This is a genomic window from Streptomyces nigrescens, assembly GCF_027626975.1.
In the GTDB taxonomy this organism is placed as follows: domain Bacteria; phylum Actinomycetota; class Actinomycetes; order Streptomycetales; family Streptomycetaceae; genus Streptomyces; species Streptomyces nigrescens.
Window position 1 is genome coordinate 4,064,557 of the sequence record NZ_CP114203.1, and the last position, 14,945, is coordinate 4,079,501.

The following is a 14,945-nucleotide window of genomic DNA, read 5'->3' on the forward strand; positions in this document are numbered from 1 at the left end:
GTCGTACGGCTGGACCCCGCCCGTCGTACGGCTAGACGGAAGGCCGCTGGGTCAGATGCGCGAAGGCGTCGAGGTTGCGGGTGGACTCACCGCGGGACACCCGCCAGGCGTACTCCTTGCGGATCGCCGTGGCGAAGCCCATCTCCAGCAGGGTGTTGAAGCTGCCGTCGGCGTTCTCCAGGACCGTGCCGAGGATGCGGTCGAGTTCGTCGGGGGTGACGGCGGCCAGCGGGAGCTTGCCCACGAGGTAGATGTCGCCGAGCTTGTCGATCGCGTAACTGACGCCGTAGAGGCGGGTGTTGCGTTCGAGGAGCCAGCGGTGCACGGCCTCGTGGTTCTCGTCGGGGTGGCGGACGACGAAGGCGTTGATGGAGAGGGAGTGCCTGCCGACGATGAGCGAGCAGGTCGTGGAGAGCTTGCGGGTGCCGGGGAGCTTGATGACGTAGGTGCCGTCGGAGGGGGTTTCCCATTCGAGGCCGGCGTCCTTCAGCGTCTGCTCGATCACGGTCTGCGCGGTCGCACCGGCGGCCACGGCCGTCCCCTTGCCCGTCTCGCTCACACCGTGCTCCTCGCCCGTGTCACCCATGGAGCGATCGTAGGTGACGGCGGTGCTCCTGCATGGCGTCGGTGTAGACGTCGCCGGTCGCCGCGGCGGCGGTGTCCCAGCCGAAGGACTGGGCGTGGCGGGCGGCGTCGGTGCCCATCCGGGCGGGCAGGGCCGGGTCCGCGACGAAGCGGGCGAGTGCGCGGGCGTAGTCGGCCGGGTCATGGCCGGCGACGAGGAAACCGCTGACGCCGTCGCGCACCGCCACCGGCAGACCGCCGACCGCGGCCGCGATGACAGGCGTGCCACAGGCTTGGGCCTCGATGGCGACCAGACCGAAGGATTCGCTGTACGAGGGCATGACCAGCACGGATGCGGCGCGGTACCAGTCGGCGAGCTGTTCCTGGCCGACCGGCGGGCGGAACTGCACCAGATCCGCGATACCGAGCCGGGCGGCCAGCTTCTGCAGGCCCTCGGGCTTGGCCAGCCCGCTGCCGCTGGGCCCGCCGACCACGGGCACCACCAGCCGGGAGCGCAGCGAGGGGTCCTCGGCCAGCAGGGCGGCGGCCGCACGCAGCAGGATGTCGGGCGCCTTCAGCGGCTGTATGCGGCCGGCGAAGAGCGGAATGACCGCGTCCTGCGGCAGGCCGAGGCGGGCGCGGGCGGCGGCCCGGCTCTCGGCGACCTCACCGCCGGTGGGCCGGAAGCGGTCGAGGTTGACGCCGGGGTGCACGACGGCGACCTTGCCGCGCTCGGCCTCGTAATGCCGTACGAGCTCGTCCGCCTCCTCGGCGGTGTTGGCTATCAGCCGGTCCGCGGCCCGGACGATCTGGGTCTCGCCGATCACCCGGGCGGCCGGCTCGGGGGTGTCACCTACGGCCAGCGCGGCATTCTTGACCTTCGCCATGGTGTGCATGGCGTGCACCAGCGGGACGCCCCAGCGCTCTCCGGCCAGCCAGCCGACATGGCCGGAGAGCCAGTAGTGGGAGTGCACCAGGTCGTAGTAGCCGGGGCGGTGGCCGGCCCAGGCCTGCATCACGCCATGGGTGAAGGCACACAGCTGGGCGGGCAGCTCCTCCTTCGCCAGGCCCTCGTACGGACCGGCGTCCACATGCCGTACGAGAACGCCGGGGGCGAGCTCGACGGCGGGCGGGAGGGTGCCGGTGGTGGCGCGGGTGAAGATCTCCACCTCGATGTTGATCGAGGCGAGCTTCTTGGCCAGCTCGACGATGTAGACGTTCATGCCGCCGGCGTCGCCGGTGCCGGGCTGGTGCAGCGGGGAGGTGTGGACGCTGAGCATCGCCACCCGGCGCGGGCGGCGCGCGCTGCCGGGCAGCCGCAGCCGGGCCTGGCCCGGGAACTGGCCATGGGAACGACTGCGGAGCCGGGACACGTATTGGCTCACGTCGAACTACCTCCTAGGCGGGGCGGGCGGCGCGCCTCCGAACCCGTCCAACAACGGACCCCGGCGATCCATTTCCGTCCGGCACGCGCTCCGCGTACTTTGCCAAAGCGTGACCAAGCGGGGTCCGGCGGGACCTCTGGGGCGGCGTACCCGCGGCCACCCCATACTCTCGATGGCATGGCCCGCCGCCCCTCCGCCCTTGCCGCCGCCCCGGCCACCGCACCGTCCCGACCCGTCGGAAACGCCACCCGCGGGACCACCAACCCCAACCGGCTGCGCCGTATGGACCGCTGGATCGCCGCGGAACACGGCGCCGTGCTGCGCCGCGCCGCCGACCCCGTCGCGGTCGACCTCGGCTACGGCGCCGCGCCCTGGACCGCGGTGGAACTGCTGGGCCGGCTGCGTACGGTCCGGCCGGACGCCCGGGTCGTCGGCATCGAGATCGACCCGGCGCGGGTCGCGGCCGCGCGGGCCTATGAGCAGCCGGGGCTGGACTTCGTCCACGGCGGCTTCGAGGTGCCGCTGCCGGGTCAGCGGACGCGGGCGCCCATCCTCATCCGGGCCGCGAATGTGCTGCGGCAATACGACGAGGACGAGGTGGCCGCCGTGTGGCGGCGGCTGTGCGCCCGGCTGGCGCCCGGCGGGCTGCTGGTCGAGGGCACCTGCGACGAGATCGGGCGGCGGCACGTCTGGGTGACGCTGGGGCCCGAGGGGCCGCGCACGGTCACCTTCGCCGCCCGCCTCAGCGCCCTCCACACACCCTCCGACCTGGCAGAACGCCTCCCGAAGGCACTGATCCACCGCAATGTGCCGGGCGAACCGGTGCATGCCTTCCTCCGGGACTTCGACCGCGCCTGGGCCACCGCCGCCCCGCTGGGCGCGCTGGGCGCCCGCCAGCGCTGGCGGGCCGCCGTGGCGGCGCTCGCCACCGACTGGCCGCTGACCGGCGACCCGCGGCGCCGCCGCCAGGGAGAGGTCACCGTGCGGTGGGAGGCACTGGCCCCCAGGAGCTGAGCGCGCCGTCGTGGGACTTCACGGACACGCCCTACGCGTCGGCCACGCCCTACGCGTCGGCCACGCCCTACGCGTCGGCCACGCCTTACGCGGTCAGCACCGGGTCCGTCGCCTTACGCGGTCAGCACCGGGTCCGTCAGCGCCCCCAGCTCCCGGATGCGCCGCTCCGTCTCCGAGCCGCGCGGGGCCGTGTACGTCACCAGCGCCTGGTCCGGATCGGTGCTCAGCCGGAAGCTCTCGAAGGTCACATCGAGCTCGCCCACGCGCGGATGCAGGATCCGCTTGGTGCCGCGCAGACACTCGTGCACCGACTGCGTCTCCCAGATCCGCCGGAAGTCCGGGCTGTGGGCGAGGAGTTCATTGACCACCTCGCAGATCCGCGGGTCGTCGGGGTGCCGGCCGCTGTCGGCGCGCAGATTGCCGACCACCTCCTCGGCCTTCGCCTCCCAGTCCGGGTGCAGGGCGCGCGCCGCCGGGTCGAGGAAGACCAGCAGTGCGGTGTTGCGCCGGTCCGGGGCGAGCGCCTCCAGGTCGAAGGCGATCCGGGCGCCCAGCGTGTTCCAGGCCAGGATGTCCAGTCCGCGGCCGACCACCATGGCCGGGACGGTGGCCCCCATCGCGTCCAGGACCTGCCGGATCTCGGGGCGTACGGTCCGTCCGGGCGCGGCACCGGCGGCGCAGTCCGCTCCCGGGCGCCGGGGCACGGCGATATTGCGCAGATACGTCACCTCGCCGCCGGACAGCCGCAGCGCCCGCGCGATGGCGTCCAGGACGGAGTCGGAGATGGCGGGCGCCCGGCCCTGCTCGATCCGGGTGTAGTAGTCGACGCTGATGCCGGCGAGCTGGGCGACCTCCTCGCGCCGCAGTCCGCGCACCCGGCGCCGGTTCACCCCGCCGGGCAGGCCGAGGTCGGCCGGGTCGAGCGCCGCGCGGCGCGCCTTGAGGAACGAGCTGATCTCGATTTCCGCGTACAGCATCGGTCCAGTATGCGACGCACGGCCGGTTGGGTGGTTCCCGCCGGCCCAGGATGCGACGGGCCTGGTCCGCTCCCCGTACGGACAGCAAGGTGGTGCCCGGACGCCTCCGGGGCGCCCCGGAGTCCGCTCCGGCACGCCCCCGGGGACGCCGTGCGGGACGACCCCGAGACCTCGACACCTCGCAGAAGGAGCACCTCATGCAGCGCAGAATCCTCGGCGGTACCGGCATCTCGGTCAGCGAGTACGCGCTCGGCGCGATGATGCTCGGCGCCTGGGGCAACACCGATCATGACGACTGCGTACGGATCGTGCACCGCGCGCTGGACGCCGGTATCAACTTCGTGGACACCGCGGACGTGTACGCCGCGGGCGAGTCCGAGGAGATCGTCGGCAAGGCTCTCAAGGGACGCCGCGAGGACGTCGTACTGGCCACGAAGGCCGTCAGCTCCATGGGCCCGGACGCCAACCACAGTGGCAGTTCACGGCGTTGGATCGTGCGGGCGGTGGAGGACAGCCTGCGCCGTCTGGGCACCGACTACATCGACCTCTACCAGATGCACCGCCCCGACCCGACGACCGATATCGACGAGACGCTCTCCGCCCTCTCCGACCTGGTACGCGCCGGAAAGGTGCGGGCGATCGGCTCCTCGACCTTCCCCGCCGAGCAGATCGTCGAGGCGCAGTGGACCGCCGAGCGCCGCGGTCACCTCCGCTTCCGCACCGAGCAGCCGCCGTACTCGATGCTGGCGCGCGGGGTGGAGAACGCGGTGCTGCCGACCGCCCAGCGCTACGGCATGGGCGTACTGACCTGGGGCCCGCTCAGCGCCGGCTGGCTGTCCGGCCGCGATCTCTCGGCCAGTTCACGGGCCGGCCTGGAGACCCAGAAGTTCGACCTCTCGATCCCCGAGAACGCCCGGAAGGCCGAGGCGGTCCGCGCCCTGTCCAAGGTCGCCGCGGAGGCCGGCCTGCCCCTGCCCCACCTGGCGACCGCCTTCGTCCGCTCCCACCCCGCCGTGACGTCCGTGATCATCGGCCCGCGCACCCTTGACCAGCTCGACAGCATGCTGGACGGCTCCGAGGTCACCCTCAGCGCGGACATCCTGGACCGCATCGACACCATCGTGCCCCCGGGCACCGACCTCAACCGGGCCGACGCCTACTACCTGCCGCCGGCGATCACGGATGCTTCGTTGCGGAGGCGGTGACCTGCTCCCGGAGGGTAGTGCGCCAATGAGAGTGATTTCTGTGATGTGGAGTTGTACCGCGGCAAATGCCGGGGCCTACGCGGCCTTGAGCCGCGCCACCTCCTGTGCCCGTTCGGACAGTTGGCGCACGGCGGGAAGCTGACGATACGGGCGCAGTCCGTCCCGCAGGGTGGCGAAGTGCTCGTCGCCGCGGGCTCCGGAGGTTCCGGTGTAGTCGTCCAGGAAGCGGTCCCATGCCTCGCACGACTCCTCCACATGGCGCATGGCAAGGAGGCGCCTGGCCAGAAGTCCGTTGGTGTGCAGGCGTCCTTGGCGCTCCGCCGACGGCCGGAAGCGGTTCGAACGGCGTAGCGCCCGGACCGACTCCGAGCGGTCGCCCAGTTCCCACAGCACGTGCGCGACGTGGAACTCGTAGGCGGCACGGTCGTAGCCGCCGATGTGGTCGTTACGGCCATCCGCCTGCGACAGGGCCTCTTCGGTCTCCCGTAGCCGGGTGAATGCCTGGCGGCGGTCCTGCACCATCGCGGCGCCGTGCGCCTGTTGCCCCCGGAGGAACGCGGTCAGGCGAGGGCCCGCGACGGGTGCGGCTTCGGCGGCGGAGTCGGCCAGTTCGAGGGATTTCGCGCCGTGGCCGAGGTGGGAGGCCTGCAACGCCATGCCTCGCAGGGTGCGGCAGTAGGTGAGGTGGTCCTCGGCGGCGCCGGCGAGCTTGAGTGCCTTGACGTAGTACCGCTGTCCGATGCGGTGTTCCCGTTCGTACATGGCCATCCAGCCCGTGAGGTAGACCAGATCGGCGGCGGCCGACCGCATCGCTTTCCGGGCTTCCTCCGTGCCGTCGGCCTTCAGGTAGGGGCCGACGGTGTTGACGAGGAAGGCGGCGGCCATCGGCCGGGCGTGCGCTCCGCCGAGATCATCGAGGATGTCCGCGATGTTCTCCGTCATCTTCCGGACGGTCTCGATGTCGCCCATGCCGATCCGCACCGTACGGCCGGCGGGCGTCGCTTCGGCCCTCCCGGCGACGGCATCGAAGCCCGGTACGACCAGCGCTGCCGAGTACAGTCCGGCGCCGAGTACCGCGCGCCGGGAGGGGTCCATGTCGGCCCTGCCCAAATCCATCACTCCCGCCGCGATGTCCGCCGGTTCGTCCGGGTCGGTGCCGGCACCGAGTCCGGCGTCGACCGGGCTCACGGGGCGCTTCAGAAGTCGTGAGAGCGCCTCGGCGACCGCGTCGCGCGCCTCCTTCTTCGGCACGGAGCCCTTCAGCCAGTGGGACACCGACGATTTGTCGTAGTGCAGCGTCACCCCGAGTTCTGCGGCCGCCCGGTTCACTGCCCGCGCGAGCTGCGCGTTTCCGATTCCGCCCTCCCGCATGAGGCCGGCGAGCGCGAGGTTCGGCGTTCTTGATCGTGGTGCCATCTCATGGACCCCCGAGCGTTCAACCAGTTCAACCGTCTCTCCACTCTGCTCCCTTACCCAGTGCGCGGTAAGGGAGTTGAGTGAATACCAGCCGTCGGGAGGTTTCCTCCGCCGGCTGCTTGACGGCCCCGTTCGCACCCGCCCCCGGGCAGGGGCGACGGGGTTCCCACTCGACCCCATCGAGGAGACACACCGTGAGCTCACACGTCACCATCGATCAGCGGGACCTCAGCTACGACGCCCGCGCACAGCAGGCTGCGCTGCCGGTGACCATCCACTACCGCGACGGCGGGACGGAACCCTCCGTCCTCGTCATGACCCCGGGGCAGATGGAGCTGTACGCGATCCAGTTGGAGCGGGCGATTGCCCTGCGGAAGACCGCGCAGGAGGCGACATACCGGTGAATGCCCGGCCCGGCACGGCGCCCGGTGGCCTCACGCCAAATGCAACGCCGCCAGCAACGCATCCACCAGAGGCCGGTCGCGTTCCTGGGTGAGGCGGTGGCGGGCCTCCGTGGGGGAGAGCCATTCCAGGCGGTCGACCTCGGTGTTGGGGGTGAAGGCGCCGCCGAGTGCTTCGGCGGCCCAGTAACGGACGGTTTTGGGGCGGCCGTTGGCGTTGTAGTAGGAGGTGGGCAGGGGGGCGCCGGGGCGGCAGTCCATGCCGGTTTCCTCCGCGACCTCGCGCACCGCTCCGGCCAGCGCGTCCTCGCCGCGCTTCAGCTTGCCTTTGGGGTGCGACCAGTCGTCGTACTTCGGGCGGTGGACGAGGGCGATCTCCAGCCCGTCCTCGGTCGTGGCGCGGCGCCACAGAACGCAGCCCGCGGCCCGTACCGGCCTCTGCGGGGACGTCACCTCGGCACCCCTTTCCGTGTGGTCATGGGGTCACTCTCTCAGCCCGGCCGCGCCCCGTCCGCGCGTTCATGTCCCTCGCCTCCTCAGCCCTTGCGGTCCGGTGTCCGCGGCAGCCAGACGCGGCCGAAGGCGAAGCGGGCCGCCTCCACCTCGTGCCGCTGGTCGGCGTGCAGCACGCCCAGGGCGTAGGCGGTGGCCGGGGCGATGCGGGGGGTGCGGGCCGCCGCGGCTGCTGCTGCGGCGGCCTCGGCGGCGTCCCGGTGCCACTCCAGTGCCCGGCCGGCCTCCGCGAGCAGGAGGTCGCCGGCCTCCGGCGCGATCAGCTCCCGGGCGTAGCGGCTGAGCCGCACCAGCATCCGGACCTGGTGCCAGGGCGCGTCCTGGCGCTGGTCGGCGGCGAGCGCCGCGGCGTTGTACGGGTAGCCCGCGCGGGACAGCGGCAGCGCGGCGACCGCCTCCGTGAGCCGCCGGTGCGCCTGCTCGACGAGCGGCGGGAGCGCCTCGTCGGCCGGGAGCTCGGCGGCCGTACGGGCCAGCGGCGCCTCGGAGGCGAGCACCGCCACGGAGTCGGCGACGGCGTGGAAGCGGGAGGAGCCCAGGGCCTGCAGGGCGGCGGAGTGGGCGCGGGTGCGGGCGAGGGTGAGCTGGCGGTCCAGCAGCGCCCCGGCGCGCGCCGCACCGGCCGACAGGGCGCCGTCGGGGTCCGGGTCGGTGGAGGGAGCGGAGGAAGCGGAGGGGGTGGCCGGGCCGGTGGACGAGCCCGTGGTCGTACGGTCCCCCCGTTTGCCCCGCTCCCCCCGGCCCGTCCGGTCCCCGCGGTCGCCGCGTTCGGGTCCGCGGCCGGTCAGTCGCTGCAGGGCCGCCATCAGCCGTTCGCGGCGGGCCGCGCAGGCCTGTTCGCGGGCCAGGGTGCCGGACAGCCAGCCCAGCTCGGAGCGGAGCTGATCGGCCCAGGCCTCCTCGGTCAGCGGCCGGAAGGTGTGCAGGGTGGCACTGATCCGGCGGGCGGCGCGGCGCAGCTGCCGGGCGGCCTCACCGGCGCCCTCGGCGTCCGAACCGCTCTCCCGGTGCAGCCGCAGACTGCGCAGGAAGTCCGCGGACTGCTGGTGCAGATAGTCGGCGAGCACCTCGTCGGCCATATGGGAGGCGAGGTCGGCCCCGATGTCGGGGGCGGCGCCGCGGTCGGTGCCGTCGTCGCCGCTGCGGGAGGCCGTCATCGGTGCGTACGGGGCGTCGTCCGGCCCGTACATGCCGTCGTTCCCCTCGTACGGCCCGTCCACCACCGCGGAACGGGCTCCGGGCGCCCCGCCGGGCTCGTATCCGATTCCGGTGCGACCCGCCGGCCCTCCGGTCGGCTGGTCATGTCGCTGGGCCACGCCGGCGCCTCCGGGCGTCAATGAGCATTTCCTGTACGTTGCGCAGCGGCGCGCCGTCCGCGTCCACCGCGTGCCGGGTCCAGTCGCCGTCCGGGCCCAGATGCCAGGACGAGGTGGAATCCGACATCCCCCGCTCCAGCAGCCGGTTGAGGGAGGCGCGGTGCGCCGGGTCGGCGACCCGCACCAGTGCCTCGATCCGGCGGTCCAGATTCCGGTGCATCATGTCGGCGCTGCCCAGCCACACCTCGGGCTCCCCGCCGTTGCCGAAGATGAACACCCGGGAGTGTTCGAGGAAGCGGCCGAGGATGCTGCGGACCCGGATGGTCTCGCTCAGGCCCGTGACGCCCGGCCGGAGCGCGCAGATGCCGCGGACCCAGACGTCGACCGGCACACCGGCCTGGGAGGCGCGGTAGAGCGCGTCGACGACGGCCTCGTCGACCATCGAGTTGACCTTCATACGGACGTAGGCGGGCCGGCCCGCGCGCTGGTTCGCGATCTCCTTGTCGATCCGCTGGATCAGGCCGTCCCGCAGGGACTTGGGGGCGACCAGGAGACGGCGGTAGGTCTCGCGGCGCGAGTAGCCGGAGAGCCGGTTGAAGAGGTCGGAGAGGTCGGCGCCGACCTGGGGGTCGGCGGTCAGCAGCCCGAGGTCCTCGTACAGCCGCGCCGTCTTGGGGTGGTAGTTGCCGGTCCCCACATGGGAGTAGCGGCGCAGCATCTCGCCTTCCTGGCGGACGACGAGCGAGAGCTTGCAGTGCGTCTTGAGCCCGACCAGGCCGTAGACGACATGGCAGCCGGCCTCCTCCAGCTTCCGCGCCCATTTGATGTTGGCCTGCTCGTCGAAGCGGGCCTTGATCTCGACGAGGACGAGGACCTGCTTGCCGGATTCCGCGGCGTCTATCAGGGCGTCCACGATCGGCGAGTCACCGGAGGTGCGGTAGAGCGTCTGCTTGATCGCGAGCACGTCCGGGTCGGCGGCGGCCTGCTCCAGGAACGCCTGGACGGAGGTGGAGAAGGAGTCGTAGGGGTGGTGGAGGAGGACATCCCGGGAGCGCAGGGCGGCGAAGATGTCGGGAGCGGAGGCGGACTCCACCTCGGCGAGGTCGCGGTGGGTGCCGGCGACGAACTTCGGGTACTTCAGCTCGGGCCGGTCCAGGGCGCCGATCCCGAAGAGGCCGGTCAGGTCCAGCGGGCCGGGCAGCGGGTAGACCTCGGCGTCGGAGATCTTCAGTTCCTGGACGAGCAGGTCGAGCACGGCGGGGTCGATGGACTCCTCGACCTCCAGGCGGACCGGCGGTCCGAAGCGCCGCCGCATCAGCTCCTTCTCCAGTGCCTGGAGGAGGTTTTCCGCGTCGTCCTCCTCGACCTCCAGGTCTTCGTTGCGGGTCACCCGGAACATGTGGTGCGCGCGCACCTCCATGCCCGGGAACAGCTCCTCCAGGTGGGCGGCGATGACGTCCTCGATGGGGACGTAGCGCTGCGGGGAGGCCTCCAGGAAGCGGGAGAGCAGCGGCGGCACCTTGACCCGCGCGAAGTGGTCATGGCCGCTGACCGGGTTGCGTACGACGACGGCCAGATTCAGCGAGAGGCCGGAGATGTACGGGAAGGGGTGCGCGGGGTCCACGGCCAGGGGCGTGAGCACCGGGAAGATCTGCTGGCGGAAGAGGGTGAACAGGCGGGCCTGCTCCTTCTCGGCCAGCTCGGGCCAGCGGATCAGATGAATGCCCTGGTCAGCGAGCTCGGGGGCGATGTCCTGCTGGAAGCAGGCGGCATGCCGGGCCATGAGCTCGCGCGAGCGCGTCCAGATGAGGTCCAGCACCTCACGGGGCTGCAGCCCGGACGCGGAGCGGGTGGCGACGCCGGTGGCTATCCGTCGCTTCAGTCCCGCGACCCGGACCATGAAGAACTCGTCCAGGTTGCTGGCGAAAATCGCCAGGAAGTTCGCCCGTTCGAGGAGGGGCGTGGCCGGGTCCTCGGCCAGTTCCAGCACCCGCTCGTTGAAGGCCAGCCAGCTCCGCTCGCGGTCCAGGAACCGGCCACTGGGCAGCTCCTCGCCGTCCGCGCCCACCACGCCCTCGTCCTCGTACGCATCGGGATCGGCGTCCAGGTCGGGCTCCAGGCCGGGCACCGTGCCCCGGACCGCCTGCGGGCGGTGCGCGGCGATGGAGCCCACGGAAGGCTGGGCCGAGGGGGCCGGGGCCTGCGGGGGCTTCGTGGTGGGCATCTCGGGCTGGATCTGTGCCTGAGCGCTGGGCTGCTGGTTCATGGCCTTATTCTTCCGCGTTCCGGGGCATCCAGGCGCGTCAGGAGGTGGCGGCGCGAGACGGAGCCTCGGGTTCGGGACGTTCGGCACAGCGGGCTGCATTCAGCGATGCTCGCAAGCGACTTTGAATCGCCGGTAACGCGGATATGGCGGACAGGCAAGCGGGGTGCTACTCCCAGGGGTTTTCGGGTCGGCCGGGGCCGGTCACCACGCCGGGGCGGCGGGGCTCGGAGGCCGGGGCCGGAGGCCGATCGGCGGGCCGCGTCCCAGGTACTTCCCCCTGGGCTGCCTTTGTAACACGTCCGGTGAGCCGGGAGAAATGCGCCGGATTTCTTGATCAAGGCGTGGTGGACGGTGAGCTTGCGGAATGCGGGCGGGGGGTGGCGGGGAATGCGAACGGGGGACGGCAGGGAATGCGGTCGGGGGATCTTGGGGGAATGCGGCCAGGGACGTCCGGGTTCTGCATTCCCCGGCATTCCGGCGGGGGGCCGGCGGGGGGCGAACTGACGGGGAATACCTGGGGTGCCGTGGCCGGGGGGGCCGTGGCCGGTGCTGCCGGCGTCGCGCCGTGCTGCGCCCTCCCGGGTCTGCCGGGGGCGGCGGTCGGTGGTCGGCGGGCAGCGGTCGGCGGTCGGTGCCTCTCCCGGGAGCGGACCCCGGCGGCGCCGCTGCCGTTTCCCCTTCCAGGAGCGGCCCCCGGCGCCACCGCCGATTCCCCTCCCGGCCTTTCCGTGGCGGAGCCGGAATTCCCGGGGAGCGGAATGACCATGACCACGGCTAAGGGGGGCGGGAGGGGAAATCACGGAATGGGCCGGGAAGGGCAGGCGGCCGCCGGGATATAGGGCGGAGTTTCAGCCGTGCCGGCGGCGCATCACCCGGAAAGCGAGCACGGTCAGTACCGCCGTCAGCGCGAGGACGATTCCGCTCTCGATCCATGCCAGCGGCCAGTGGTGCGATGCCGGGTGGTGGTCCATGTACTGGCCCACCACATCGTGGCTGCGCAGACAGGACTCCTGGTCGCCGGCGGAGTCACAGACCTCCATGGGCAGATGGTCGCCGGAGCGGGTGTAGTACCCCTGCCCCACGAGCCAGGCGTTGTCCGGCAGCTGGGCCGACTCCTTGGGCCCGAACTCGGTGCTCCCGGACGGCATCAGATACGGCCGGAGCTGCTTGAGCGCCACCTGGAGCAGGACCATCGCGCCCAGCGTCACGCCCATCGTCAGCACCGTACGGCGCAGCAGCAGACCGGCCAGCACCCCTACCGCCAGGGCCAGCAGGGAGTAGGCGACCGGCACCGGGCCGAGCGCGGCGAAGTCGAGGGTGGAGTACCAGTAGGAGCCGGACACCTCGTCGCCGACGACCTGCCAGAGCCAGGCGAACACCGCCGAGAGCGCCGTGGTGACGGCCAGCACCACCAGCGCGGGCAGTGCGGTCTTCGCCGCCAGCCAGCGCAGCGGGCCGACCGACTGGGTCAGTACGAGCTTGTGGGTGCCGGCCTCCAGCTCGCGGGCGATCAGCGGTGCGCCGAGGAACAGGCCGATCAGTACGGGCAGCAACAGCAGCCCCGCCTCGGCGAGTTGCAGGGCCGGTCCGTAGGTGTTGCGGAATTCGACGACCGCATCCTGGGTGCCGTCGCAGCGCGCGACGAGCGAGATCATCGAGCAGCCGTCGATGTGATGGGCGTCGATGAACGCGGCCGCCCGGCCGCGCAGCACCGCGCACCAGACCGCACCGCCGGCCGCGGCGGCGAGCAGCAGGCCGAAGAACAGCCGGTGCTGCCGCCGGACCAGCCAGACGAGACCGCCCAGCGGGCCGCGGACGCCCGGCTCCCGGGCCCCGCCCGGGTCGCCCGCGGTGGGGCCGGTCCCGTTCGCCCCGAGGTGTGCTGTGGTGGTCATGCCGCCGCTCCCTTGCCGCTGTATTGGATGTGCCGTGTGCGTGGTGCGCTGTCCGGCGGGCTCTTCCAGGCGCCCCGCAGGCCTGCCGGGCCGGGCGGCCCGTTGCGCGGCATACCGGGGATGCCGGGCTTGTTGCCGGGCCGGCGGCGCAACGGCGCCGAGGCCACTTCCGCGCTCGGCGCGATCAGGTCGGGTGCGTCGGGCGCGCGCAGATAGGCGAGCAGAAGCTCCTCCAGGGACGGCTCCGCGACCTCCCAGGGACCGGCGGCGACCGGGCCCTTCCGCCGTACGACCGCGGTGAAGTGACGCCCCGACAGCTGCGCCTCGACGACCGGATGCGCGGCGATCTCGGGCGGCAGCGCCCCGCCCCGCCGCTGCCCCATCACCAGGGCGTGCGCCCCGATGACGTCATCGACCTCACCGGCGAGCCGCACCCGGCCGCCGCCCAGCACCAGCAGATAGTCACAGACCCCGTCGAGCTCGGCGAGCAGGTCCGACGACAGCACGACGGTGGTGCCGTGCTCGGCGGCCTGGGCCAGCAGCAGTGCGGTCATCCGGTGCCGTACGAGCGGGTCGAGGCCGGCCAGCGGCTCGTCGAGCAGCAGGAGTTCGGGGCTCCTGGCGAAGACGAGGGCGAGCGCGAGGCGGGTGCGCTGCCCGCCGGAGAGGGTGCCGACCCGGGCGTCGAGGGAGAGGTGGCCGTCCCGGACGATCCGCTCGGCGCACCGCCCGTTCCAGCGGCCGGGGTTGAGCTCACGGCCCAGCCGCAGGGTCTCGGCGACCGTCAGCCGGGGGTAGAGCGGCTTGTCCTGGGTGAGGTGGGCGACCCGGGCGCGCGCCGAGGCACCTGCCGGGGCCTCGCCCCAGACCCGTACGGCTCCTTCGCGGGGGCGGACCAGCCCGGAGGCGAGCGAGAGCAGGGTGCTCTTGCCCGCGCCGTTGGGCCCGACCAGCGCGCAAATACGGCCGGCCGGAAGCCGGAAGGTGCAGTCGCGCAGCGCCCAGCGGCGGCGGTACCGCTTGCCGAGGCCCACCGCCTCGATGGCGGTACGCCCCGAGGCCCGGCCGGTCACCTGGTCCTTGGCCATCGGCCGCATCCCACCCCCCGAGTCATTCCACTAATTAAGTAGTGAAAGGGTGGGGGAAATGGGCTGCACCTGTCAACCTCCGCTGCCTACGCTGCGCGGGTGGCCACCTCTTCCGCACCCACGAACCCACCATTGCCGTACACCCCCGCCTATCCGATACGCACCGAACGCCTGGATCTGCGCCCGGTCACCGACGACGACTTCGCGGCGATCCACGCCTACCAGCGCCTCCCCGAGGTCTGCCGCTACCTCTACTGGGGCCCGCACGACGAGGCCGCGTCCCGGGCCTCCGTCGCCGACAAGGCCACGCGTACGACGCTGCGCGCGTCCGGCGACTTCCTCCAGCTCGCCGTCGTCGTCCGCGAGACCGGCACCCTGGTCGGCGATGTCACCTTCGTCTGGAGCAGCAGCGAGCACCGCCAGGGCGGCATCGGCTATGTCTTCCACCCCGCCCACACCGGCCACGGCTACGCCACCGAGGCGAGCCGGGCACTGCTGAAGCTGGGCTTCGAGGAGCTGCAACTCCACCGCATTCAGGCCGAGTTGGACGGGCGCAACACCGCCTCGGCCCGGCTGCTCGAACGGCTGGGGATGCGCCGGGAGGGCCATCTGCGGGAGAACGAGTTCCTCGACGGGGAGTGGAGCGACGAGGTCATCTACGCGATGCTGGCGCGCGAGTGGCGGGACCGGCGGGAGGAGCGACCGGAGGGCCGGCGGGAGTAGGGCGCGGCCGCGGGAGCAGGCCCGGCCACAGGAGCAGGTTGGACCGCAGGGGCAAGGCCAGCCGCCGGAGCGAAGCCGAAGGGGCGGACCCTCACAAGGTCCGCCCCTTCGCGTGCTCAGCCGCCGCCCGGCCTCAGGTCTCCGAGCGGCAACTCAGAGCCGCAGATCTCAGGCCTCAGGCC

At 72.4% G+C, this 14,945-nt stretch carries 13 protein-coding genes; 4 read left to right on the forward strand and 9 right to left on the reverse strand.

Annotation, left to right across the window (positions count from 1 at the left end; genetic code table 11):
* Nucleotides 1-31: 31 nt before the first annotated feature.
* Both STRNI_RS18095 and mshA read right to left on the reverse strand, forming a co-directional pair.
* Nucleotides 32-586, reverse strand: a complete 555-nt coding sequence (locus STRNI_RS18095) for a type III secretion system chaperone family protein (RefSeq protein WP_277411590.1) — start codon at nt 584-586, stop codon at nt 32-34.
* Nucleotides 579-1,949 carry a D-inositol-3-phosphate glycosyltransferase gene (gene mshA / locus STRNI_RS18100; protein WP_026169653.1) on the reverse strand — a complete coding sequence of 457 codons (1,371 nt, stop codon included), beginning with the start codon at nt 1,947-1,949 and terminating at the stop codon, nt 579-581. Before mshA ends, STRNI_RS18095 begins: the two co-directional genes overlap by 8 nt.
* Before the next feature lie 177 nt (nt 1,950-2,126).
* Between mshA and STRNI_RS18105 the strand changes: the two genes are divergently transcribed.
* Nucleotides 2,127-2,963: a class I SAM-dependent methyltransferase gene (locus STRNI_RS18105; RefSeq protein WP_277411591.1), complete on the forward strand. Its 837-nt coding sequence runs from the start codon at nt 2,127-2,129 to the stop codon at nt 2,961-2,963.
* Between the two features lie 113 nt (nt 2,964-3,076).
* Here STRNI_RS18105 and STRNI_RS18110 read toward each other — a convergent pair whose 3' ends face one another.
* Complete coding sequence (locus STRNI_RS18110) at nt 3,077-3,940, reverse strand: helix-turn-helix transcriptional regulator (RefSeq protein ID WP_159486813.1); 864 nt, start codon at nt 3,938-3,940, stop codon at nt 3,077-3,079.
* Between the two features lie 197 nt (nt 3,941-4,137).
* Between STRNI_RS18110 and STRNI_RS18115 the strand changes: the two genes are divergently transcribed.
* On the forward strand, nt 4,138-5,145 hold the full coding sequence (locus tag STRNI_RS18115) for an aldo/keto reductase (RefSeq protein ID WP_277411592.1): 1,008 nt from the start codon (nt 4,138-4,140) through the stop codon (nt 5,143-5,145).
* A gap of 75 nt (nt 5,146-5,220) precedes the next feature.
* Here STRNI_RS18115 and STRNI_RS18120 read toward each other — a convergent pair whose 3' ends face one another.
* Nucleotides 5,221-6,561 (reverse strand): NsdA family TPR-like regulatory protein, encoded by a 1,341-nt coding sequence (locus tag STRNI_RS18120; protein ID WP_159486815.1) that lies wholly within the window; start codon nt 6,559-6,561, stop codon nt 5,221-5,223.
* Between the two features lie 194 nt (nt 6,562-6,755).
* On the opposite strand from STRNI_RS18120, the gene STRNI_RS18125 reads away from it, so the two are divergent.
* Nucleotides 6,756-6,965, forward strand: a complete 210-nt coding sequence (locus STRNI_RS18125; RefSeq protein ID WP_159486816.1) for a hypothetical protein — start codon at nt 6,756-6,758, stop codon at nt 6,963-6,965.
* Nucleotides 6,966-6,995: 30 nt separating this feature from the next.
* Here STRNI_RS18125 and STRNI_RS18130 read toward each other — a convergent pair whose 3' ends face one another.
* The 5 genes from STRNI_RS18130 to STRNI_RS18150 form a co-directional block, all read right to left on the reverse strand.
* Nucleotides 6,996-7,415 (reverse strand): NUDIX hydrolase, encoded by a 420-nt coding sequence (locus STRNI_RS18130; RefSeq protein WP_266447703.1) that lies wholly within the window; start codon nt 7,413-7,415, stop codon nt 6,996-6,998.
* Between the two features lie 83 nt (nt 7,416-7,498).
* On the reverse strand, nt 7,499-8,812 hold the full coding sequence (locus STRNI_RS18135) for a CHAD domain-containing protein (protein WP_277411593.1): 1,314 nt from the start codon (nt 8,810-8,812) through the stop codon (nt 7,499-7,501).
* Complete coding sequence (locus STRNI_RS18140; RefSeq protein ID WP_277411594.1) at nt 8,775-11,057, reverse strand: RNA degradosome polyphosphate kinase; 2,283 nt, start codon at nt 11,055-11,057, stop codon at nt 8,775-8,777. The genes STRNI_RS18135 and STRNI_RS18140 overlap by 38 nt, the downstream gene beginning before the upstream one ends.
* 848 nt (nt 11,058-11,905) lie before the next feature.
* Nucleotides 11,906-12,952 carry an ABC transporter permease gene (locus STRNI_RS18145; protein WP_277411595.1) on the reverse strand — a complete coding sequence of 349 codons (1,047 nt, stop codon included), beginning with the start codon at nt 12,950-12,952 and terminating at the stop codon, nt 11,906-11,908.
* Nucleotides 12,949-14,040, reverse strand: coding sequence for an ATP-binding cassette domain-containing protein (locus STRNI_RS18150; RefSeq protein WP_381845345.1), 1,092 nt, complete (start codon nt 14,038-14,040; stop codon nt 12,949-12,951). The genes STRNI_RS18145 and STRNI_RS18150 overlap by 4 nt, the downstream gene beginning before the upstream one ends.
* Nucleotides 14,041-14,139: 99 nt before the next feature.
* Here STRNI_RS18150 and STRNI_RS18155 point away from each other — a divergent pair, with 99 nt between their 5' ends.
* The gene (locus tag STRNI_RS18155; RefSeq protein ID WP_277411597.1) at nt 14,140-14,763 is read left to right on the forward strand and encodes a GNAT family N-acetyltransferase; all 624 of its coding nucleotides are present in this window, start codon (nt 14,140-14,142) and stop codon (nt 14,761-14,763) included.
* The last annotated feature ends 182 nt before the right edge of the window (nt 14,764-14,945 follow it).